Origin of the sequence: Microbacterium sp. Bi98 (assembly GCF_918698045.1) — a bacterium.
Lineage (GTDB): Bacteria > Actinomycetota > Actinomycetes > Actinomycetales > Microbacteriaceae > Microbacterium.
Window position 1 is genome coordinate 394,136 of record NZ_CAKKLK010000001.1, and the last position, 21,105, is coordinate 415,240.

Genomic DNA, 21,105 nt, shown 5'->3' on the forward strand with positions numbered 1-21,105 from the left:
TCGATCACATGCCCGCTATATGACATGTGGTGGGGTGAGGTCTTGAGTTTTGGGAGTCGATGCCCGCGCTGGCGGGCGTCGAGCCGCTCGGACCCGAAGGACCGAGCGGCTCAACAAGCCGGATCAGACGCGGCGGCGCTTCGGCGGGCGGCAGCCGTTGTGCGCCTGCGGCGTGACGTCCTGGATCGAGCCGACCTCGAGGCCGGCGGCCGTCAGCGAGCGGATCGCGGTCTCGCGACCCGAGCCCGGTCCCTTGACGAAGACGTCGACCTTCTTGACGCCGTGCTCCTGCGCCTGGCGGGCGGCCGACTCGGCAGCCATTCCAGCGGCGTAGGGCGTCGACTTGCGCGAGCCCTTGAAGCCCACGCCACCCGACGATGCCCAGCTGATGACAGCGCCGGACGGGTCGGTGATCGAGACGATCGTGTTGTTGAACGTCGACTTGATGTGGGCGTGGCCCAGCGCGATGTTCTTCTTTTCCTTGCGGCGCGGCTTGCGCGCGGCGGCCTTGGGTGCAGCCATGAAAGTGTTCTCCTAGTCCCTGGGGCCGCGCTTAGCGGGCCTTCTTCTTGCCTGCGACGGTGCGCTTCGGGCCCTTGCGGGTACGGGCGTTGGTCTTGGTGCGCTGACCACGGACCGGGAGGCCACGACGGTGGCGGATGCCCTCGTAGGAGCCGATCTCGACCTTGCGGCGGATGTCTGCGGCGACCTCGCGGCGCAGGTCACCCTCCACCTTGTAGTTGCCTTCGATGTAGTCGCGGAGGGCGATCAGCTGGTCATCGCTGAGGTCCTTCACGCGGATGCTCTCGTCGATCTCCGTAGCCTTGAGGATCTCGACCGAGCGGGTACGGCCGACGCCGTAGATGTAGGTAAGGGCGATCACCACGCGCTTATCGCGCGGGATGTCAACGCCGGCAAGACGTGCCATGCGGTTCTCCTGAGTGTTGTGGAGGTGTGGAGCAGGATCGGTGCTCGGGCCTCCGCCCCGAGGTGTCCCCCACTCGCGTGGGATCTGATCCTGCCGTTGTGTGTATTGAGTTGTGAGTCAGATCCGAAGAGTCCGTCGGCATCGCCGACGGGCGCTCAGCCCTGGCGCTGCTTGTGGCGCGGGTTGCTCTTGCAGATGACCATGACGCGGCCGTGACGGCGGATCACCTTGCAGTGATCGCACATGGGCTTGACGCTGGGGTTGACCTTCATGATGTGTCCTATTCGCTGTCTTCACCGGGCAGGCTGAGTGCCTGGGGTGTTACTTCTCGACCGATCAGCGGTAGCGGTAGACGATTCGTCCGCGGGTCAGGTCGTAGGGGCTGAGCTCCACGACCACACGGTCTTCGGGGATGATGCGGATGTAGTTCTGCCGCATCTTGCCTGAGATCGTTGCAAGGACCTTGTGTCCGTTGGAGAGCTCAACGCGGAACATCGCGTTGGGCAGAGCCTCGGAGATCACGCCCTCGATCTCGATGACACCGTCTTTCTTAGCCATAGCCTCGCTGACGCTTCTGCAGACCGGTCGATCTGCGGTGGGTGATTGGATTGCGATACCTCTGCCGATTCAGACACGCCGAATCAAGGCGCAAGGCACCAAGGATCTATGTTATCCGACAACGGGAGTTCCGGCAACCTGAGCAGAATGCCGGAACTCCCGTTGATCGGATGAGACGGGATCAGCCGAGGATCTTGGCGAACTCCGCCTCGATCTCGCTGTTCTCGATGCGGTTCCCGTTGACCTCGACGGTCGGGGTTCCGGTGATCTCGTGCGCCTTCGTCTGCGAGTCGGCGAACTTGTTGTAGGTGCCGTCGGCGATGCAGTCAGCCGCGGCGCCTGCTCCGGCCTGCTCGGCGAGCGCGCTCAGCTCCTCGACGCTGAGACCGGCCGAGTTCTCCTCCGGCTGGTTCGCGAAGAGCAGGTTGAAGTAGTCGAGAGTCGAGTCGGGAGCCTCGGCGGCGACGCAGTACATCGAGCCGGCCGACAACGAGGAGTACTCCCCCGTCGTCGAGTAGCGATTGAGGATCGACACCGGGTGGATGTTCAGCGTGATCTTGTCGTCGGCGGCTGCCGCCTGCAGCTGCTCGCCGTAGACGTCCTCGAACTGCCCGCAGACGGGGCACATGAAGTCGACGTAGGTGTCGATCTCGTCCTCGCCCGACCCGAACGAGATGGCGCCGGTCTCCTCGTTCACGATCGAGCTCTGCGGGGCCGTGCCCGGGGAGGTCGCCTGGTTGTTCAGGAACACGACGACGAAGGCCAGAACGGCCAGCACGACCACCACTGCCGCCGAGACGCCGATCACGAACCAGTTGGTGTTGCTCTTCGCGGCTGCCATTGCTTTCCGTTTCTGTCGCGGTCCGCCGATGGCGGACCCGGCTTGAAGTCCTCGGGCGCACGCGCACCCATACACCCATTGTGCCCGGAGAAACCTATGCGCACGTTGTGATCGAGCGCTGGATCGCCGATCGCGTCGTGACCGACAGCGCCGGCTTCAGGCGATCGGGGTCGGCGTCACGCCGAACGGGGCGAGACCGGCCGCTCCCCCGTCTGCCGCGGTCAGCACCCAGATCCCGTCCGCGTGCAGTGCGACGCTGTGCTCCCAGTGCGAGCCGTCGGTGCCGTCGACCGTCGAGACGGTCCAGTCGTCGTCCTCGACGAAGGTCTCGTCGCTGCCGGCGGTGACCATGGGCTCGATCGCCAGCACGAGACCGGGCTTGACCTCGGCGCCCGGGTCGGGCGTGCGGTAGTTGAAGACGCTGGGCGCCTCGTGCATCTTGCGTCCGATGCCGTGGCCGACGTACTCGCGCAGGATGCCGTACGTCTCGCCGGAGACGGCTGACGGGCCCTGCGCCTCGATGTAGCCCTGGATCGCGGCTCCGATGTCACCGAGGTGCGAAGCGGACGCCATGGCGGCGATCCCCGACCACATCGAGCCCTCCGTGACCCGCGAGAGCTCCTCGCGCCGGGCGACCAGCTCGCGGCGCGTCTCATCAGGGACGACGACGGTGATGGCGCTGTCGCCGTTCCAGCCCTGGTACTGCGCGCCGCAGTCGATCGAGACGATGTCGCCTGCCTGAAGGACCCTCTCACCCGGGATGCCGTGGACGACCTCTTCGTTCACCGAGATGCAGGTGGTGTGCCGGTATCCGCGAACGAGCTGGAAATTCGATTCCGCGCCACGGGCGAGGATCACACGGTTCGCTTCGGCGTCGAGCTCGAGAGTGGTGACACCGGGTCGTATCAGCGGCCGCACGGCGTCGAGCGCAGCCGCCGTGATGAGACCGGGCTCCACCATCGCACGCAGCTGAGCCGCGCTCTTGTAGATCGACTTGCGGAACATCGTGCGGTGATCAGGCCGCGAGGCGCAGACCGCGCGCGGTCAGCGCCGCGAACACGCGCTCGGCGATCTCGTCGAGCGAGCCCACGCCGTCGATGCGGTCGACGATCCCTCGGGGGCCGTAGACCTCGAGGATCGGGGCCGTCTCGTGCTCGTAGATGTCGAGACGGTGTGCGATCGCCTCATCCGTGTCATCCGACCGACCCTGCTCCGCTGCGCGGAGCTTGAGACGCTCGATGCTCTCTTCGCGCGGGACGTCGAGCAGGATGACGGCGTCGAGGGACTCCCCCCGGGCACCGAGGAACGCGTCGAGGTGCTCGACCTGCGCGGCATTGCGGGGGTATCCGTCGAGCAGGAAGCCCTTCGCTGCATCGTCCTGCGAGAGGCGATCGCGAACGATCTCGCTGGTGAGCTCGTCGGGAACGAGATCACCCTTGTCGAGGATCGCCGTGACCTGCTGGCCGAGCGGCGTGCCCTCCTTGATGTTCGCGCGGAAGATGTCGCCCGTCGAGACGACCGGGATGCCGTAGGACTCTGCGATGCGGACGCCCTGCGTGCCCTTCCCCGAGCCCTGCGGACCGACGATGAGGAGACGAGCTGATCGAGTCATCGGAGGAGCCCTTCGTAGTGTCGCTGCTGCAGCTGTGCGTCGATCTGCTTGACCGTCTCGAGACCGACGCCCACGATGATGAGGATCGAGGCGCCGCCGAACGGGAAGTTCTGGTTGGCGCCGACGGTGGCGAGAGCGATGAGCGGGATCAGCGCGATGAGGCCGAGGTAGATCGACCCGGGCAGCGTGATGCGCGTGAGCACGTAGTCGAGGTACTCGGCAGTCGGACGACCGGCACGGATGCCGGGAATGAACCCGCCGTACTTCTTCATGTTGTCGGCGACCTCGACCGGGTTGAAGGTGATCGCGACGTAGAAGTACGTGAAGCCGATGATCAGCAGGAAGTACACGGCCATGTAGATCGGGCTGTTGCCGGTCGTGAAGTTCGCGCTGATCCAGGTGACCCACGCTGCCGGCTCGGAGCCGTCCTGCGGGGTGTTGAACTGTGCGATGAGCGCCGGGATGTACAGCAGCGACGAGGCGAAGATCACGGGGATCACACCGGCCATGTTGACCTTGATCGGAATGTACGTGTTGGTGCCGCCGTAGGTGCGGCGACCGACCATGCGCTTGGCGTACTGCACCGGGATGCGGCGCTGGGACTGTTCGACGAAGACGACGAGGCCCATGACGATGATTCCCACCAGGAGCACCAGGAGGAAGACCTCGAAGCCCTTGCTCTCCCAGATGAGCCACATGGCTCCGGGGAACGTGGCGGCGATCGAGGTGAAGATGAGCAGCGACATGCCGTTGCCGATACCGCGCTCGGTGACGAGCTCTGCGAACCACATGATGAGGCCCGTGCCGGCGGTCATCGCCATGATGATGAGCAGCTGCGCCCACCACACGTCGTTGGTGAGGAGGTTCTGGCAGGCGGCGATGTCGGTGGTGCCGAAGAGCTGACCGCTGCGGGCCACCGTGACCAGCGTCGTCGACTGCAGCAGTGCGAGAGCGATGGTGAGGTAGCGCGTGTACTGGGTCAGACGGGCCTGGCCGGCCTGGCCCTCTTTGTGCAGAGCCTCGAAGTGAGGGATGACCACGCGAAGCAGCTGGGTGATGATCGTGGCGGTGATGTACGGCATCACGCCGAGGGCGAAGATCGAGAGCTGGAGGAGCGCGCCACCCGAGAACAGGTTGACGAGTCCGAGGAGTCCCTCCGTCCCGGAGTTCAGCGCGAGGCACTCCTCGACGTTCGGGAAGTTCACGAACGGAGCAGGCACATTCGAGCCAAGCCGGTAGATGGCGACGATGGCGAGGGTGAAACCGATCTTCCGACGCAGGTCGGGCGTGCGGAAGATCCGCGCGATGGCGCTAAACAAGGACGTCCTCCTGAAAGGTTGCCGATCCCTGAAGGACGGCTGAAAGAACAGGCTAACCCATAAGAGGGGCCGGAGAATCTCCGACCCCTCTCATGAAGTGGTTACTTGACGGATCCGCCAGCCGCCACGATCTTCTGCTCGGCGGAACCCGAGACCTTGTCGACCGCGACGGTGAGCTTCACGGCGATGTCGCCGTCTCCGAGAACCTTGACCTTCTCGTTCTTGCGAACGGCACCCTTGGCGACCAGGTCGCTGATGGTGACGTCGCCACCCGTGGGGTACAGCTCCGCGAGCTTCTCCAGGTTCACGACCTGGTACTCGACGCGGAACGGGTTCTTGAACCCGCGCAGCTTCGGGGTGCGCATGTGCAGAGGCATCTGCCCACCCTCGAAGCCGACGCGAACGGTGTTGCGAGCCTTCGTGCCCTTGGTACCGCGACCCGCGGTCTTACCCTTGGAGCCCTCACCGCGACCGACACGGGTCTTCGCGGTGTTGGATCCGGGGACCGGACGCAGGTGGTGCACCTTCAGCACGCCGGGGCGGGATGCCGGAGCATCCTTCTTCGGCGCAGCCTTCTTGGCAGCCGGCTTCTTGACGGCGTCGGCCTTGGCCTCGGTCGCCTTCGCCGGTGCCTTCTTGGCGGCGGGCTTCTTCTCGGCTGCGGCCTTGGGAGCGGCAGCCTTCTTCGGGGCCTTCTCGGCGCCTGCGGCTTCGTTCTTCTCAGCCATTAGTCGATCTCCTCAACCTTGACGAGGTGGGCGACGGTCTTGACGTAACCGCGCGTCTGCGCGTCGTCGGGGCGAACGGTGCTGTCACCGATTCGCTTCAGACCGAGGCTGCGCAGCGTGTCACGCTGGTTCTGCTTCTCGCTCACCTTGGACTTGACCTGCGTGACCTTCAGGCGCGCAGCCATCAGGCACCTACCTTCTGTGCGGCGATGGCGTCAGCCTCCGCACGGACGAGACGCGCGGGTGCGACCTGGTCGAACTCGAGGCCACGACGTGCGGCGACCGCACGGGGCTCCTCGAGCATCTTCAGGGCCGTCACCGTCGCGTGCACGATGTTGATCGTGTTCGACGAGCCGAGCGACTTCGACAGCACGTCGTGGATGCCGGCGCACTCGAGCACGGCGCGAACCGGACCACCGGCGATGACACCGGTACCGGCAGCGGCCGGACGGAGCAGGACGACGCCTGCTGCGGCCTCACCCTGCACGGGGTGCGGGATGGTGCTGCCGACGCGCGGAACGCGGAAGAAGTTGCGCTTGGCCTCTTCGACACCCTTCGAGATCGCCAGAGGGACCTCGCGGGCCTTGCCGTAGCCGACGCCCACCAGACCGTTGCCGTCGCCGACGACCACGAGAGCGGTGAAGCTGAAGCGACGACCACCCTTCACGACCTTCGAGACGCGGTTGATGGTGACCACGCGCTCGAGGAACTGGTTGTCCCCACGGTCGCGGGAGTTGCGGTCACGGCCACCCTGGTTGCGGTCGCTACGGCCGCCACGGCGGTTGTCGCGCTGAGACGGCTCTGCCTGCGTGGTGCCGGTGGCAGTCTCGGAAGTGGCAGCTGCCGCTTCGGTCACTTCGTTCTCCTTGTTGTCACTCACAGTGCCAGACCCCCTTCGCGGGCGCCGTCGGCGATGGCGGCGACACGACCGGCGTAGCGGTTTCCGCCACGGTCGAACACTGCCTCGGAAACGCCGGCAGACTTCGCACGCTCGGCGAGAAGCTCGCCGACCTTGCGGGCCTTGGCGGTCTTGTCACCCTCGAGCGAACGCAGGTCGGTCTCGAGCGTCGATGCCGACGCGACGGTGTGACCCTTGCTGTCGTCGACAAGCTGCACGAAGACGTGGCGAGCCGAGCGGTTGACGACGAGGCGCGGACGCGCCTCGGTGCCGACGACCTTCTTGCGAAGGCGGGCATGACGACGCGCGCGGGCGTCAGACTTTGACTTGAGAGCCATGGTTACTTACCACTCTTTCCGGCCTTGCGACGCACGACCTCGCCGGCGTAACGCACGCCCTTGCCCTTGTACGGCTCGGGCTTGCGGATCTTGCGGATGTTCGCAGCTGCCTCGCCGACAGCCTGCTTGTCGATACCACTGACGGTGAGCTTGTTGGTGCCCTCGACCGTGAGCGTGATACCGGCGGGCGGGTCGATGAGGACCGGGTGCGAGAAGCCGAGGGCGAACTCGACCGAGCTGCCCTTCTGAGCGACACGGTAACCGGTTCCGACGACCTCGAGACCCTTGGTGTAGCCCTGGGTCACGCCGATGATGTTGTTGTTGATGAGCGTGCGGGTCAGGCCGTGAAGCGACCGGGACTCACGCTCGTCGTCGGGACGGGTGACGAGAACCTGGTTCTCCTCGACCGCGACCTCGATGGGCTTGGCGACCGTCAGGGTGAGCTCACCCTTGGGGCCCTTCACCGCGACCTCACGGCCGTCGACCGAGATGGTCACGCCCGCGGGAACGTCGATGGGAAGTCGTCCAATACGCGACATTTTCGATTACCACACGTAGGCGAGAACTTCTCCGCCCACGCCCTTCTGCTCTGCCTGACGGTCAGTGAGGAGACCGGAGGAGGTGGACAGGATGGCCACGCCGAGTCCGCCGAGGACCCTGGGCAGCTCGGTGGACTTCGCGTAGACGCGGAGGCCGGGCTTCGACACGCGCTTGATGCCCGCGATCGAACGCTCACGGTTGGGGCCGTACTTCAGCTGCAGGGTGAGGTTCGATCCGACGCGAGCGTCAGTCGTCTCCCATCCAGCGATGTAGCCCTCCTGCTGGAGGATCTCGGCGATGTGCGTCTTGAGCTTGCTCGACGGCAGGGTCACGGAGTCGTGATGCGCCGAGTTCGCGTTGCGCAGACGGGTCAGCAGATCTGCGACCGGGTCTGTCATTGTCATTGTTGTTTTCCTTTGTTCATGAGGTTCCGGCTGCCGTTACACGACAGACGGCCTGCGATGACACGCAATCTTCAATTGTACGGGATCGGGCGGGGCGCTGTGCGCCCCGCCCGAAACCGCTTACGCCTGGGCGTCTTCCGTACGGAAGGGGAAGCCGAGGTGACGAAGAAGCGCGCGACCTTCGTCGTCCGTCTTCGCGGTGGTGACGACGGTGATGTCGAAACCGCGAACCCGGTCGATCTTGTCCTGATCGATCTCGTGGAACACGCTCTGCTCCTGGAGACCGAAGGTGTAGTTGCCGTTTCCGTCGAACTGCTTGCCCGAGAGGCCGCGGAAGTCGCGGATACGGGGCAGAGCGAGCGAGACGAGACGGTCCAGGAACTCCCACGCACGGTCACCGCGGAGGGTGACGTGTGCGCCGATGGCCTGGCCCTCGCGCAGCTTGAACTGCGCGATCGACTTGCGAGCCTTCGTGACGAGCGGCTTCTGACCGGTGATCTTGGTGAGATCGTCGATCGCGCCGTCGATCACCTTGCTGTCGCGGGCCGCTTCACCGACACCGGTGTTCACGACGACCTTGACCAGACCGGGGATCTGCATCACGTTGGTGTAGCCGAACTCATCCTGCAGCTTCTGCTGGATCTCGGCCTTGTACTTCGCCTTGAGGCGGGGCTGGATCTTGCCAGCCACCGCAGCGTCGGTGGTTGCCATCAGAGGTCCTTACCTGACTTCTTCGCGTACCGCACACGGACGGTGCGCTTGACGCCGTCCTTGGTCTGCTCCTCGACCCGGTGGCCGACCTTGGTCGGCTTCTTGGTCGAGGGGTCGACGAGTGCGACGTTCGAGATGTGGATGGAGGCCTCGACAGTCTCGAGGCCGCCCGTCTTGGTGCCACGCTGCGTCTGTCCGACGCGCGTGTGCTTGGTGACGTAGTTCACGCCTTCGACGATGACGCGGTTCTTGTCGGACAGGATCTCGAGGACCTTGCCCTGCTTGCCGCGGTCGCCGCCACGCTCCTGCGTGGCTCCGGTGATGACCTGAACCAGGTCACCCTTCTTGATCTTCGCCATGACTTAAATAACCTCCGGCGCCAGCGAGACGATCTTCATGAACTTCTTGTCACGAAGCTCGCGACCGACCGGTCCGAAGATACGGGTGCCGCGGGGCTCCCCGTCGTTCTTCAGGATCACGGCGGCGTTCTCGTCGAACTTGATGTACGAGCCGTCGGGACGACGCGTGGACTTGACCGTGCGGACGATGACGGCCTTGACCACATCGCCCTTCTTGACGTTGCCGCCGGGGATCGCGTCCTTGACGGTCGCGACGATCGTGTCACCGAGTCCGGCGTAACGACGGCGCGAGCCGCCGAGCACACGGATGGTGAGCAGTTCCTTCGCGCCGGTGTTGTCGGCGACCTTGAGGCGGGATTCCTGCTGGATCACTTGGCCTTCTCCAGAATCTCCACCAGACGCCAGCGCTTCGTGGCGCTGAGCGGGCGGGTCTCGTTGATCAGGACGAGGTCGCCGATGCCGGCGGAGTTCGCCTCATCGTGCGCCTTGACCTTCGAGGTGCGGCGGATGACCTTGCCGTAAAGCGGGTGCTTCACGCGGTCCTCGACCTCGACCACGATGGTCTTGTCCATCTTGTCGCTGATGACGTAGCCACGACGCGACTTGCGGTACCCACGGGCATCCGCATCGCGAACATCGTGCTCTGCGTGCTCAGCCTCGACGGCAGCTTCCTTCTTGGTGGCCATCACTCAGCCTCTTCCTTCACGGCGTCGTCAGCGGAGTCCGCCTTCTTCGCCTTCGACTTGGTCGCCTTCTTGGCCGGAGCCTCGACCGGAGCGGGCGTCGCACGGATGCCCAGCTCGCGTTCGCGGATCACGGTGTACAGGCGCGCGATGTCGCGCTTGACGGCGCGGATGCGGCCGTGGCTCTCCAGCTGGCCGGTGGCCGACTGGAAACGGAGGTTGAACAGCTCCTCCTTGGCCTTACGCAGCTCCTCAACGAGGCGCTGGTCTTCGAACGTGTCGAGCTCTGCCGGAGCGAGCTCCTTGGTGCCGATCGCCATTACGCGTCGCCCTCCTCGCGCTTGATGATGCGTGCCTTCAGCGGCAGCTTGTGGATTGCTCGGGTGAGGGCCTCGCGAGCGAGCTCCTCATTGACGCCTGCGACCTCGAAGAGGACGCGACCCGGCTTGACGTTGGCGACCCACCACTCGGGGGAACCCTTACCGGAACCCATGCGGGTCTCGGCAGGCTTCTTGGTGAGGGGGCGGTCGGGGTAGATGTTGATCCACACCTTTCCACCACGCTTGATGTGACGCGTCATCGCGATACGAGCGGACTCGATCTGACGGTTGGTCACGTAAGCGGGGGTGAGGGCCTGGATGCCGAAGTCGCCGAAGGAGACCTTCGTGCCACCGGTGGCCTGGCCATCACGCTTGGGGTGATGCTGCTTGCGGTACTTGACCTTGCGGGGAATAAGCATCAGGCAGACGCTCCTTCTGCGACAGGGGCCTCGTTGCGCGGCGCGCGGCGGCGGTCGCCACCACGGTCGTCACGACGGGACTTCGGGGCGTTGGCCTGCTCGCGAGCAAGCTCCTTGTTGGTCAGGTCACCCTTGTAGATCCAGACCTTCACGCCGATGCGGCCGAAGGTGGTCTTCGCCTCGTAGAAGCCGTAGTCGATGTTCGCGCGCAGCGTGTGCAGCGGCACACGACCCTCGCGGTAGAACTCCGAGCGGCTCATCTCGGCGCCGCCGAGGCGGCCGGAGACCTGGATGCGGATGCCCTTGGCGCCAGCGCGCTGCGCGCCCTGGAGACCCTTGCGCATCGCACGACGGAACGCCACGCGAGCAGACAGCTGCTCGGCGATGCCCTGTGCGACGAGCTGAGCGTCAGCCTCGGGGTTCTTGACCTCGAGGATGTTCAGCTGGATCTGCTTGCCCGAGAGCTTCTCGAGGTCGCCGCGGATGCGCTCGGCCTCGGCGCCACGACGACCGATCACGATGCCCGGGCGGGCGGTGTGGATGTCGACGCGGACGCGGTCACGGGTGCGCTCGATCTCGATGTTCGAGACACCGGCGCGGTCGAGCTGCGTCTTCAGCAGGTTGCGGATCTTGATGTCCTCGGCGACGTAGTCGGCGTAACGCTGACCCGGCTTCGTCGAGTCCGAGAACCAACGCGACACGTGGTCCGTGGTGATGCCGAGGCGGAAGCCGTACGGGTTTACTTTCTGTCCCATTACTTGCTCGCCTTCTTGTTGCTGTCGCTTGCAGCGGCCGGAGCCGCCTCAGGCGTCGAGAGCACGACCGTGATGTGGCTCGTGCGCTTCTTGATCTGGAAAGCGCGACCCTGTGCACGAGGCTGGAAACGCTTGAGCGTCGTCCCCTCGTCTACGTAGGCGTTAGCCACGTACAGGTCCTGCTCGTCGAGGTACTCGCCGTCACGATCCGCCTTGACCTGTGCGTTGGCCATGGCCGACGCGACAAGCTTGTAGATCGGCTCACTGGCGCTCTGCTGTGCGAACTTCAGGATCGCCAGAGCCTCCTGGGCCTGCTTGCCCTTGATGAGCGCGACGACACGACGAGCCTTCTGAGGGGTCACGCGGATGTGTCGCACGCGTGCGATGGACTCCACCATTTCTCTCTCCTCTATCGCCACCGCGTCAGCGGCGGCGGCCCTTCTTGTCGTCCTTCTCGTGGCCGCGGAAGGTGCGGGTGGGCGCGAACTCGCCCAGTTTGTGGCCGACCATGGTCTCGGACACAAACACGGGGATGTGCTTGCGACCGTCGTGGACCGCGATCGTGTGACCCAGCATGGCCGGGATGATCATGGACCGGCGAGACCAGGTCTTGATGACGTTCTTGGTGCCGGCTTCGTTCTGCACGACCACCTTGCGAAGCAGGTGATCGTCGACGAAGGGGCCCTTCTTAAGACTGCGAGGCATCTTCTCTTACTCCTACTTACGCTTCTTGCCGGCGTTACGACGACGCACGATGTACTTGTCGCTTTCCTTGTTGGCGTGACGGGTGCGACCCTCAGCCTGGCCCCACGGAGAGACGGGGTGACGTCCACCGGACGTCTTGCCCTCACCACCACCGTGCGGGTGGTCGACCGGGTTCATCGCGACACCACGGACGGTCGGGCGGACGCCCTTCCAGCGCATGCGGCCGGCCTTGCCCCAGTTGATGTTCGACTGCTCGGCGTTGCCGACCTCGCCGATGGTCGCGCGGCAGCGCGCATCGACGTTGCGGATCTCGCCCGAGGGCAGACGCAGCTGGGCGAAGTTGCCATCCTTGGCCACGAGACGGACGGATGCACCGGCCGAACGTGCCATCTTCGCGCCGCCACCGGGACGGAGCTCGATCGCGTGGATGACGGTACCCGTCGGGATGTTCTTCAGCGGGAGGTTGTTGCCCGGCTTGATGTCGGCACCAGCACCCGACTCGACGACGTCGCCCTGCTTCAGCTTCGCCGGCGCGAGGATGTAGCGCTTCTCGCCGTCGAAGTAGTGCAGCAGCGCGATGCGTGCCGTGCGGTTGGGGTCGTACTCGATGTGAGCGACGCGGGCGTCGACGCCGTCCTTGTCATTGCGACGGAAGTCGATGACACGGTACTGGCGCTTGTGGCCACCACCGATGTGACGGGTCGTGATGCGGCCCTGGTTGTTGCGACCACCGGTCTTCGAGAGCGGGCGCAGCAGCGACTTCTCCGGCGTCGATCGGGTGATCTCGGCGAAGTCAGCCACCGACGAGCCGCGACGGCCCGGGGTCGTGGGCTTGTACTTGCGAATAGCCATTATTGTCCTTATCCCCCGGATCAGCCGATTGCCGTGAAGATGTCGATGGTGCCCGACTTCAGGGTCACGATGGCGCGCTTGGTGTCCTTGCGCTTGCCGGTGCCGAAGCGGGTGCGACGAGCCTTGCCGACGCGGTTGAGGGTGTTGACCCCTGCGACCTTGACGCCGAAGATCTTCTCGATGGCGAGCTTGATCTCGGTCTTCGAAGCGCGCGGGTCCACGAGGAAGGTGTACTTACCCTCGTCGATGAGACCGTAGCTCTTCTCGGACACGACCGGCTTCAGGATGACGTCGCGCGGGTCCTTGTTCAGGGCCGTCTGGAGAACAGATGCCTGCTCGCTCATGCGGAGACCTCCTGGTTGGCGCCGGACTTCGAGGCGATGAAGCCCTCGATCGCGGCCTGGGTGAAGACGATGTCGTCGGAGACGAGAACGTCGTAGGCGTTGAGCTGGTCGAACGTCAGAACGTGAACGTTGCTGAGGTTGCGGATGCTCTTGAGCGCGAGCTCGTCGTTGCGCACGATGACGACCAGGACGTTCTTCGACGTGGCGACCTGCGAGAGGAAGCTCACGGCTGCCTTCGTCGAGGGGGCGCCATCGGTGCCGAACGTGTCGATCACGTGCAGACGGTCCCCGCGGAAGCGATCGCTGAGTGCACCACGGAGGGCTGCGGCGATCATCTTCTTGGGGGTGCGCTGCGAGTAGTCGCGCGGCTTGGGGCCGTGCACGATTCCACCACCGGTCATGTGCGGCGCGCGGATCGAGCCCTGACGGGCGTTACCCGTGCCCTTCTGCTTGAAGGGCTTGCGGCCTGCACCCGAGACCTCACCGCGACGCTTGGTCGAGTGGGTTCCCTGGCGAGCCGCCGCGAGCTGCGCGACGACGACCTGGTGGATGAGCGGGATGTTCGTCTTGGCGTCGAACAGTTCGGCGGGAAGCTCGATCGAGCCAGCCTTCTTGCCGTCTGCCTTGAGGACGTCAAGCGCGAGAGTGGAGTCAGCCATGATCAGGCACCCTTCACTGCGTTGCGGACGTAGACGATGCGACCACGAGCACCGGGGACGGCGCCCTTGACGAGCAGCAGACCCTTCTCGATGTCGACGGCGTGCACCGTGAGGTTGAGGACGGTCACGCGCTCGCCACCCATACGGCCGGCCATGCGCATGCCCTTGAAGACGCGGCTCGGGGTCGACGATGCGCCGATGGAGCCGGGCTTGCGGTGGTTGCGGTGCGAACCGTGCGAAGCCGAGACGCCCTTGAAGTTGTGACGCTTCATGACACCGGCGAAGCCCTTGCCCTTGCTCGTGCCGACGACGTCGACGAGCTGGCCGGCTTCGAAGGTGCCGTCGACCGTGAGCTCCTGGCCCAGCGAGTAGTCAGCGGCATCCGCGGTGCGGATCTCGGTGACGTGACGACGCGGCGTGACGCCGGCGGCCTCGAAGTGGGCGGTCAGCGGCTTGTTCACCTTGCGCGGGTCGATCTGGCCGTACGCGATCTGCACGGCGTTGTAGCCGTCCTTCTCGGGGGTACGGATCTGCGTGACCACGTTCGAGGCGAGCTCGATGACGGTGACAGGAACGAGCTTGCCGTTCTCGTTCCACACCTGGGTCATGCCGAGCTTGGTGCCGAGCATGCCCTTGGAAATCTTGGAGTTGATGTCAACCATGTCCGACCTCAGAGCTTGATCTCGATGTTGACATCGGCAGGCAGGTCGAGACGCATCAGCGAGTCGACAGCCTTCGGCGTCGGGTCGACGATGTCGATCAGACGCTTGTGGGTGCGCATCTCGAAGTGCTCGCGGCTGTCCTTGTACTTGTGGGGCGACCGGATGACGCACACGACGTTCTTCTCGGTCGGAAGGGGCACGGGGCCGACGACTGTTGCGCCCGCACGGGTCACGGTGTCGACGATCTTGCGTGCGGACGTGTCGATGACCTCGTGGTCATACGACTTCAGGCGAATGCGGATCTTCTGTCCCGCCATTGTCTGCTCTCTCTCTTTAAGCGTCTTACCGACCTGGGCCGGGTGACCCAGGGGCATTGGACGCACGTCGGCGCTGTTCGCGCCTCGGCACTCGAACGGCTCTCGCGAGTCGATCTGCTGCACCACTGTTCTGCTGTCATCCCGCACGCCTCGGCGAGCGGATGTCCGACCTCCGCCGCGCACGGCGAAGCCCTCGTGATGAAGATGTCGGGATCGTTCTGCCACCCGCGGCCTAGGTCCCTGCGCGTCTGCGCCGCCTATGCACTGTCGTGATGGTGATCCGGCTGACGCTGAGCGCGCCGGAATGTCGAACCTGTCTATTCTGCCACGGCCGATTTCACTTGCGCAAACCCGGGCGTGTCGCAGTCGCTGAGCATCCCCTGAGTGCGCACCCCAGCCGTCGGATCGGCGCCTCTGATCGACGCCGCCGACGACCCCTCAGCGCGCTGAGGAGAGCGGGGCGAGGCATCCCCATGCCTCGCCCCGCTTGGGGAGGGCGTTCAGTGCGAGGGGGCACACCGAACGCGAGGACTCCGGCGTGAAGGGACGCCGGGTTCCTCGACCGAGGGCGCGGCGAAGAGACCGCCGCGCGGGCGGGAAGACGTCTGAGCGCACAGAGTGCGCGCGTCGCACGATGATCCCCAAAATCGTTATCCCCAGTTTGACGCGGCGAACCGCGTGAATTCGGGAAGTCGAACCCCTTCGACATCCCTGATCGCAAGTTCCCCAGGCGATCGTCATCCATTCTAAGGGGACCCGGGCGTGAAACGCGATACCGGCGGGCCGAATACTTGGTGCCGCACGCAGAGGAGCGGCGACTCCCCCGTGGGGGGAATCGCCGCTCTGCGTCTCAGACGCCTGGTCTCACTCGTTGCCGACGGCCTTGTCGGCGCTGTCGCGGATCTCGTCGATCTTGTCAGCGGCACCCGGTGCGATCTTCTTGGCGAAGTCGGCGACGCCGTCGAGCACCTTGTCGCTGATGTCTTCCGCCTGCTCGCTCTTCACTGCCTCGGCGATCTTGTCCTTGTTCTGCTCGTACAGATCCTTGCCCTTGTTGACAGTCTCATCGATACCCATGCGGGCCCCCTTTGTGTGCGATCAGTGCGACGGATCCCCGACGCACGTTCATTCTGCACGCAACCGGTGGTCGGCGGAAGACGCATCCGGGCCGGTCTAGGACAGCCAGTAGTTCTTCTTGACGGTCACTTCCTGCACGATGATCCCGGTGTTCAGCGCGCGGATCTCAGCGAAGAGGCGCACCGGACCGGAGAGGAAGTACGGCAGCGAATACTGTCCGTAAGTCGGCGAGTTGGGGGCCTCCGCTCTGGTGACCGGGACTTCGAACGGCGGCTGCGGCGCGCTGGCGATCGGGGCTCCGCTGGAATTCAGAGTCTCGGCGACGATGCGCAGTTGGAAGCCCTTCGTCACCTTGGCCGTCGTCAGGTAGATCGCGACGTCACCGGTCTCTTTGACTGTCGCACTGCTGTGCGCCAGCCAGTACAGATCTGCGGCCACCGGGATCCTGGTCCAGAGCCCCCTCGGCACGACGGCGTTCCACTGGTAAGTGCTCGACTGATGGATGGGCACGGGGTCCTCCGATGGTGGCTTGATGGGACCGCCTTCGACGTAGTTCTCGAAGTCGACCGAGTTGGTGAACCCGAGCTGGAGCGGTGTTCCGCCGATCCAGAGGGACACATGGACGTGTGGGCCGTAGCCCGTCTCGCTTCCGAAACCGGACGCACCCGAATAGGCGATCAGCTGTCCGCGCGAGACGCGTGCACCCAGCGGCACCGTGCTCGACTGCAGGTGCAGGTAGCGGATGTAGTTGCCGTCGTCCGTCCGCAACGCCAGGTAGCGCCCGGTCGCCGTCGTCGTGGAGTCCTTGCGATCGACGATGACCCCACTGGTGGCCGCGCGGATCGGCGTGCCCCGGACGACCGCGTAGTCGGTGCCCGGCTCGCCCGACGGCGGATTCCGATTCCTGTGCCCCATCCACGAGCTCGAGATCGGCACGATCCCGCACGGTCGCAGGTAGGTTCCCTCGGCGCTCGCGCGAAGGGTCGGAGAGAAGAACTCCCACCCGACCGCGGCCGCGCCGAGCACGAAACCGGTGCCGAGAAGCACTCCCCTGCGAGAGACGAACGACTGCGTCGCCTCGGTCGACGAGGGCTCGGAGTCCCCCGCGTCGCACACTAGCGATCGCCGCCTTCGTTCTCGCCGCGGATGAGGTTCTGGATCTGTTCCTCGGGCAGGGGCTCGAGAGATGCCGAGGACATGCCGAGCTGAGGCGCGGCGGCCGATCCCCCGATCGTGCATTGAGCCTGAGCCTCGAGGCCGGAGGCCTGTGCGGGGACCAGGACGAGCCATTCCGGAGACACCAGTCGGTGCTCGATGCGTGTCTTCTCGGCGGAGAAGACGACGTCGGCAGGGAATGCCGAGAGGGTCGCGTCGACACAGATCTGCGCCAGCTCCTCACCGGAGAACTCGCCGAACTCCGCCGATGACGTCGGCGTCGGAGTCGGTGTCGACGTCGGGGTCGGTGTCTCCGACCCGGTTTGGGTCGCCGACGGCGCGGGCTCTGCGCTCGATGTGGGCACGGGGCTCGACGCGCCCGGCAGCGAGGCACAGCCCGAGATGCCACCGATCAGGACGACGACAGCCAGAGCACTCGCGGCTACATGCCGGGCAAGGGGGGATCTCATGATTCTGAATGTACCGAGCGACGCCGCGCAGCCCTGGATACGACGCGGACAGTCGCCGCGAATGTGTCGTACGGACGTCAGTGCGCACTCGCACCGGGGGCTACCACGGCACGGATGGTGCGGAAGAGAATGATGAGATCCTGGATGAGCGACCAGTTCTCGACGTAGTACAGGTCGAGTCGGATCGTCTCCTCCCACGAGAGCGACGAGCGTCCGCTCACCTGCCACAGTCCGCTCATACCGGGCTTCACCAACAGGCGACGATGGGCGAAGTCGTCGTACAGCGCGACCTCGGAAGCGCGCTGCGGGCGAGGCCCCACGAGGCTCATGTCCCCGAGGAACACGTCGATCAGCTGCGGCAGCTCGTCGATCGAGTGCTTGCGGAAGAAGCGTCCCACTCTGGTGATCCGGGGATCGTCGTTGATCTTGAACAGCGGCGTTCCACCGTCGCCCTGAAGATCGAGCAGCGTCGCCAACTGATCGTCGGCGTCGGCGACCATCGATCGGAACTTGCGCATGCCGAAGGTCTTCCCACCCCGACCGATGCGCTCCTGGTGATAGAAGATGCTTCCCGGGCCTTCGATGCGGATCGCGATGGCCGCGATGAGGAAGACCGGCGAGAGGAGGACCAGCAGCAACGAGGATCCGACGATGTCGAACGCGCGCTTGAGGAACCGCTTGGAGCCCTCCATCCGAGGGAAGTCGACGTGCACGAGGGGCAGGCCGGCAACAGGCGTCGCGTGCATGCGGGGTCCGGCGATGTCGGTCAGCACCGGAGCCATGATGAGCTGGATGTCCCGGTCGGACACCGAGTAGCCCAGCCGACGCATCGTCAGCGGATCGAGGTCGTCGGAGCCGACGATGATCAGCGCGTCGAAGCGCACCTCGTCGAGCACCTTCTCGACGTTGGCGATGTCCCCCAGCACCTCGAAGCCCGAGATGTCTGCCGCCGACGTGTTCTCGGTGATCACGCCGACGATCTCGTACCCGCTGCTCTTCGCCCGCCGGATCTCGCGCGCGACGAGGGCGACCTTCGACGGCTCGCCGATGACCACCGCCCTGTGCAGATACTGGCCGGTCTTCTGCCGCCCCCTCAACCATTGGCGACACATCCATCGCGACATGAGGAGAAGCACCAGGCCGAGCGGGAAGACGACCGCGACGAGAGCCCTCGACAGCTCCATCCCGAGGAAGAACGCGATCGCGACGGTGACGGCGAACACCGCGACCGAGGCGTTCACGATGCGACGGTATTCGTCAGCCCCGTGCCCGACCGTGTGGCGGTCGCGCGAATCCGTGACGTCGAGTGCGACCAGCCAGAGGAATCCGATCGCGCCCAGCACCACGAGATACGAGACGCGAGGACCGCCGGGCCAGGACACACCGGTGAGCAGCCCGGGAAGGACGACTATCGAGGATACGACCAGCGTGACCAGGACCACGATCACGTCGTTGTAGAAGAGACGGCTCGCGTAGAGCCGAGTCCAGGCGACCCGCCGCGCCTTCTTCGCGCGCACCGGAGTCGTCTCCGACGGCTCGCGTGACGAGCCGGAGCCACCGTGCTCGAGCTGAACGACGACGACTCTCACCCCCCTTTACTGTGCTGACGCCAGAACGGGAGCAAGTATATCGGTCTCGGAAGCCCCGGAATCCGGGGCGTCCGAGCACGTCAGCCTGCGCAGTCGTCGGTGACCACGGGCTTCGTGCCGTTGACCATCGGGTTCGTCCGCACCGCGAGCGGGCCGTAATCACCGCTCGGTCCGACGAATGTGGCCGTCACGTCGACAGAGTCTCCCGGATCGAACCACGCTTCGAATGCGACGACGGGGCGTCCGAGATCGTCGATGTCGCGGTGGGCGATCGATACCTCGTCGCCGTTGAACGTCGCGTCGCTGAGAGTGGTCCCCGGAGGCCCGTAGACATAGATCGTGTCTCGGAAGCGGGCGCCGAAGGTCATACTCTGCACGTACCGCGGCAGAGCCTCGGCCTGGCGCTGCGTGAGTGGTAGACCGAGCGACGCAGTCGCGGTGAAGGTGGCGGTGTCGGCCTCGCAGGTGGCCGTGGCGCTCGTCGCCGTCTCGGTGAAGTAGTCGATCTTCGAGCCGTTGGTGTTGTTGAAGTAGATGCCCATGGTCGTCGTGTCGGAGTTCACGGTGGGGAGCACACCACTGATCCTGGCGCCTTCGATCGCCTCGGCGACCTGCGAGTCATCGCTCCAGACCAGCACGCTGCCCTGTGACGCACTTTCCGTGATCGCCCACATCATGTCCTTGAGATCGAAGTCGCCGGCGGCGATCGCTTCGAAGACAGCGGCCGCCGTATCGGCGAAGAACCCGTCGACGAGGTCGGGCTCCTTGTACGAATCCCAGCGGCCGTAGACCTCGCTGAGAAGCAGAGAGACGGCGTTGTCCTCCGAGAGCATCTCGCCGGAGGACAGCTCGATGGGGCCGGTCGCCTTCAGGATCCGAGACAGGGCGAGGGGGTCGATCGAGATGACGCCGGCGATCTCATCGTCGGCGATGTCCCGCTGCCACCATGCGCGCATGATCTTCGCCGCCGTCGGGAAGTCGGGGCGACTCATGCTCGTGTTGATGTGATCGACCAGGTAGCTCGTGTACAGATCGATGGCACTCTGCGGGACATCGACGTCGACGGCCACGCCGTTCTGATAGTTTCCGCTGTCGCCTTGTCCCCCGATGGCGATCGAGCCGGCATCGACGCGCACGAGGGTCTGGGCCGCTGCGCTGCCTCCGAGGGCGAGGGTCTCCGCATTGTTCTGGAAGACGAGCAGGTAGTTGCGCTCCCCGTCCCCTCCGAGCAGCGTCGGGAGAGCGGCGATCATCGGCGCCGCGGACCCCATGACCTCGTCGACCTTGTCGACGCCGTCACGCACGACGGAGACGAGGAACGGCGACTTCGAGACGGAATCCAGCCCATCGGCGAGCTCAGTGATGTTCTTCGCCTGGTCGTCGGTGGCGGCGAGAAGCCGCTCGGTGATCGAGCCGGTCGAGTCCTCGTCACCCATCACGGGCAGCGCGACGTCGTTGACGAGCGTGTCGAGCGACTGTGCCGAGAGACGCACACCCTTGAGGTTGTCGCCCAGGACGGGGATCCACTCCATGACCCACCACACCGGATCGGAGGCCGCTGCTCCGGCACTGGCGGCACTTTCGGACAGGTCGGGAAGCACCGCATCGACGTCACCGCCGTCCTGGATCTCAGCGATGAGCGCCTGGCTCTCGACGAGGCCGTCCTTCACCGTGATGGCTCGCAGGCCCACCCAGCACACCGCGATGAGGAACGCGATGATGACCACGATGACGATCGCCCAGATCCGCCGTCGGCGCCGCTGGCGGCCCGAGCTCGGGTTGTCGATGACCTTCGCATCCTGACGGTCTGCGCTCATGAAGGACTTGCCTCTCGTGCTGGATTGATCTGGGGAATTGTACCT

Annotated in this window: 33 protein-coding genes; all 33 read right to left on the reverse strand. The window is 65.3% G+C overall.

Features of this window, described 5'->3' with window-relative positions; all coding sequences use genetic code 11:
* Positions 1-123 precede the first annotated feature (123 nt).
* On the reverse strand, positions 124-522 hold the full coding sequence (gene rpsK, locus LQZ85_RS01910; protein ID WP_045253826.1) for a 30S ribosomal protein S11: 399 nt from the start codon (positions 520-522) through the stop codon (positions 124-126).
* Positions 523-553: 31 nt separating this feature from the next.
* Positions 554-928: a 30S ribosomal protein S13 gene (rpsM, locus tag LQZ85_RS01915; RefSeq protein WP_047524098.1), complete on the reverse strand. Its 375-nt coding sequence runs from the start codon at positions 926-928 to the stop codon at positions 554-556.
* Between the two features lie 155 nt (positions 929-1,083).
* Positions 1,084-1,200 (reverse strand): 50S ribosomal protein L36, encoded by a 117-nt coding sequence (gene rpmJ, locus LQZ85_RS01920; protein ID WP_033106073.1) that lies wholly within the window; start codon positions 1,198-1,200, stop codon positions 1,084-1,086.
* A gap of 64 nt (positions 1,201-1,264) precedes the next feature.
* Positions 1,265-1,486, reverse strand: a complete 222-nt coding sequence (infA, locus tag LQZ85_RS01925; protein ID WP_017201569.1) for a translation initiation factor IF-1 — start codon at positions 1,484-1,486, stop codon at positions 1,265-1,267.
* Positions 1,487-1,667: 181 nt separating this feature from the next.
* Entirely contained in the window at positions 1,668-2,327 is a 660-nt protein-coding gene (locus LQZ85_RS01930) for a thioredoxin domain-containing protein (protein ID WP_053097471.1), read from the reverse strand.
* Between the two features lie 156 nt (positions 2,328-2,483).
* Positions 2,484-3,332, reverse strand: a complete 849-nt coding sequence (gene map, locus LQZ85_RS01935) for a type I methionyl aminopeptidase (protein WP_053097472.1) — start codon at positions 3,330-3,332, stop codon at positions 2,484-2,486.
* A gap of 10 nt (positions 3,333-3,342) precedes the next feature.
* Complete coding sequence (locus tag LQZ85_RS01940; protein WP_230100391.1) at positions 3,343-3,939, reverse strand: adenylate kinase; 597 nt, start codon at positions 3,937-3,939, stop codon at positions 3,343-3,345.
* The gene (gene secY / locus LQZ85_RS01945) at positions 3,936-5,258 is read right to left on the reverse strand and encodes a preprotein translocase subunit SecY (RefSeq protein ID WP_053097474.1); all 1,323 of its coding nucleotides are present in this window, start codon (positions 5,256-5,258) and stop codon (positions 3,936-3,938) included. The genes LQZ85_RS01940 and secY overlap by 4 nt, the downstream gene beginning before the upstream one ends.
* Positions 5,259-5,359: 101 nt before the next feature.
* Complete coding sequence (gene rplO, locus LQZ85_RS01950; RefSeq protein WP_072591670.1) at positions 5,360-5,986, reverse strand: 50S ribosomal protein L15; 627 nt, start codon at positions 5,984-5,986, stop codon at positions 5,360-5,362.
* Positions 5,986-6,171: a 50S ribosomal protein L30 gene (gene rpmD / locus LQZ85_RS01955; protein WP_042538783.1), complete on the reverse strand. Its 186-nt coding sequence runs from the start codon at positions 6,169-6,171 to the stop codon at positions 5,986-5,988. The genes rplO and rpmD overlap by 1 nt, the downstream gene beginning before the upstream one ends.
* Positions 6,171-6,842 carry a 30S ribosomal protein S5 gene (rpsE, locus tag LQZ85_RS01960; protein ID WP_053097475.1) on the reverse strand — a complete coding sequence of 224 codons (672 nt, stop codon included), beginning with the start codon at positions 6,840-6,842 and terminating at the stop codon, positions 6,171-6,173. Before rpsE ends, rpmD begins: the two co-directional genes overlap by 1 nt.
* Before the next feature lie 20 nt (positions 6,843-6,862).
* Positions 6,863-7,222 carry a 50S ribosomal protein L18 gene (gene rplR, locus LQZ85_RS01965; protein ID WP_053097476.1) on the reverse strand — a complete coding sequence of 120 codons (360 nt, stop codon included), beginning with the start codon at positions 7,220-7,222 and terminating at the stop codon, positions 6,863-6,865.
* A 2-nt stretch (positions 7,223-7,224) separates the two neighbouring features.
* Positions 7,225-7,761: a 50S ribosomal protein L6 gene (gene rplF, locus LQZ85_RS01970; protein ID WP_053097477.1), complete on the reverse strand. Its 537-nt coding sequence runs from the start codon at positions 7,759-7,761 to the stop codon at positions 7,225-7,227.
* A 6-nt stretch (positions 7,762-7,767) separates the two neighbouring features.
* Positions 7,768-8,166, reverse strand: a complete 399-nt coding sequence (gene rpsH / locus LQZ85_RS01975) for a 30S ribosomal protein S8 (RefSeq protein WP_045253835.1) — start codon at positions 8,164-8,166, stop codon at positions 7,768-7,770.
* A gap of 120 nt (positions 8,167-8,286) precedes the next feature.
* Positions 8,287-8,877: a 50S ribosomal protein L5 gene (gene rplE, locus LQZ85_RS01980; RefSeq protein ID WP_053097478.1), complete on the reverse strand. Its 591-nt coding sequence runs from the start codon at positions 8,875-8,877 to the stop codon at positions 8,287-8,289.
* Positions 8,877-9,236 carry a 50S ribosomal protein L24 gene (gene rplX, locus LQZ85_RS01985; protein ID WP_045253837.1) on the reverse strand — a complete coding sequence of 120 codons (360 nt, stop codon included), beginning with the start codon at positions 9,234-9,236 and terminating at the stop codon, positions 8,877-8,879. The genes rplE and rplX overlap by 1 nt, the downstream gene beginning before the upstream one ends.
* Before the next feature lie 3 nt (positions 9,237-9,239).
* Entirely contained in the window at positions 9,240-9,608 is a 369-nt protein-coding gene (rplN, locus tag LQZ85_RS01990) for a 50S ribosomal protein L14 (protein ID WP_053097479.1), read from the reverse strand.
* A complete protein-coding gene (gene rpsQ, locus LQZ85_RS01995; protein ID WP_053097480.1) occupies positions 9,605-9,922 on the reverse strand; it encodes a 30S ribosomal protein S17 in 318 nt (105 codons plus the stop codon). The genes rplN and rpsQ overlap by 4 nt, the downstream gene beginning before the upstream one ends.
* On the reverse strand, positions 9,922-10,239 hold the full coding sequence (gene rpmC / locus LQZ85_RS17845) for a 50S ribosomal protein L29 (RefSeq protein WP_017829202.1): 318 nt from the start codon (positions 10,237-10,239) through the stop codon (positions 9,922-9,924). Before rpmC ends, rpsQ begins: the two co-directional genes overlap by 1 nt.
* Positions 10,239-10,658: a 50S ribosomal protein L16 gene (rplP, locus tag LQZ85_RS02005; RefSeq protein ID WP_053097481.1), complete on the reverse strand. Its 420-nt coding sequence runs from the start codon at positions 10,656-10,658 to the stop codon at positions 10,239-10,241. Before rplP ends, rpmC begins: the two co-directional genes overlap by 1 nt.
* Positions 10,658-11,413, reverse strand: a complete 756-nt coding sequence (rpsC, locus tag LQZ85_RS02010; protein ID WP_042538759.1) for a 30S ribosomal protein S3 — start codon at positions 11,411-11,413, stop codon at positions 10,658-10,660. Before rpsC ends, rplP begins: the two co-directional genes overlap by 1 nt.
* Positions 11,413-11,811 carry a 50S ribosomal protein L22 gene (gene rplV / locus LQZ85_RS02015; RefSeq protein ID WP_053097482.1) on the reverse strand — a complete coding sequence of 133 codons (399 nt, stop codon included), beginning with the start codon at positions 11,809-11,811 and terminating at the stop codon, positions 11,413-11,415. The genes rpsC and rplV overlap by 1 nt, the downstream gene beginning before the upstream one ends.
* 25 nt (positions 11,812-11,836) lie before the next feature.
* Positions 11,837-12,118, reverse strand: coding sequence for a 30S ribosomal protein S19 (gene rpsS / locus LQZ85_RS02020; RefSeq protein WP_017829205.1), 282 nt, complete (start codon positions 12,116-12,118; stop codon positions 11,837-11,839).
* A 12-nt stretch (positions 12,119-12,130) separates the two neighbouring features.
* Complete coding sequence (rplB, locus tag LQZ85_RS02025; RefSeq protein WP_053097483.1) at positions 12,131-12,970, reverse strand: 50S ribosomal protein L2; 840 nt, start codon at positions 12,968-12,970, stop codon at positions 12,131-12,133.
* Positions 12,971-12,990: 20 nt separating this feature from the next.
* Positions 12,991-13,314 (reverse strand): 50S ribosomal protein L23, encoded by a 324-nt coding sequence (gene rplW, locus LQZ85_RS02030; protein ID WP_053097484.1) that lies wholly within the window; start codon positions 13,312-13,314, stop codon positions 12,991-12,993.
* Complete coding sequence (gene rplD, locus LQZ85_RS02035) at positions 13,311-13,973, reverse strand: 50S ribosomal protein L4 (protein WP_053097485.1); 663 nt, start codon at positions 13,971-13,973, stop codon at positions 13,311-13,313. Before rplD ends, rplW begins: the two co-directional genes overlap by 4 nt.
* 2 nt (positions 13,974-13,975) lie before the next feature.
* Positions 13,976-14,635, reverse strand: coding sequence for a 50S ribosomal protein L3 (gene rplC, locus LQZ85_RS02040; protein WP_053097486.1), 660 nt, complete (start codon positions 14,633-14,635; stop codon positions 13,976-13,978).
* Positions 14,636-14,643: 8 nt separating this feature from the next.
* Positions 14,644-14,952: a 30S ribosomal protein S10 gene (gene rpsJ, locus LQZ85_RS02045; protein ID WP_017201594.1), complete on the reverse strand. Its 309-nt coding sequence runs from the start codon at positions 14,950-14,952 to the stop codon at positions 14,644-14,646.
* 864 nt (positions 14,953-15,816) lie between these two features.
* A complete protein-coding gene (locus LQZ85_RS02050) occupies positions 15,817-16,029 on the reverse strand; it encodes a hypothetical protein (RefSeq protein WP_053099214.1) in 213 nt (70 codons plus the stop codon).
* A gap of 96 nt (positions 16,030-16,125) precedes the next feature.
* Positions 16,126-17,145, reverse strand: a complete 1,020-nt coding sequence (locus LQZ85_RS02055; protein ID WP_056279747.1) for a M23 family metallopeptidase — start codon at positions 17,143-17,145, stop codon at positions 16,126-16,128.
* Positions 17,145-17,654: a hypothetical protein gene (locus tag LQZ85_RS02060; RefSeq protein WP_162253866.1), complete on the reverse strand. Its 510-nt coding sequence runs from the start codon at positions 17,652-17,654 to the stop codon at positions 17,145-17,147. Before LQZ85_RS02060 ends, LQZ85_RS02055 begins: the two co-directional genes overlap by 1 nt.
* A gap of 77 nt (positions 17,655-17,731) precedes the next feature.
* On the reverse strand, positions 17,732-19,243 hold the full coding sequence (locus tag LQZ85_RS02065; RefSeq protein ID WP_230100392.1) for a sugar transferase: 1,512 nt from the start codon (positions 19,241-19,243) through the stop codon (positions 17,732-17,734).
* 80 nt (positions 19,244-19,323) lie between these two features.
* Positions 19,324-21,060: a DUF4012 domain-containing protein gene (locus tag LQZ85_RS02070; RefSeq protein ID WP_056279744.1), complete on the reverse strand. Its 1,737-nt coding sequence runs from the start codon at positions 21,058-21,060 to the stop codon at positions 19,324-19,326.
* Positions 21,061-21,105: the final 45 nt, after the last annotated feature.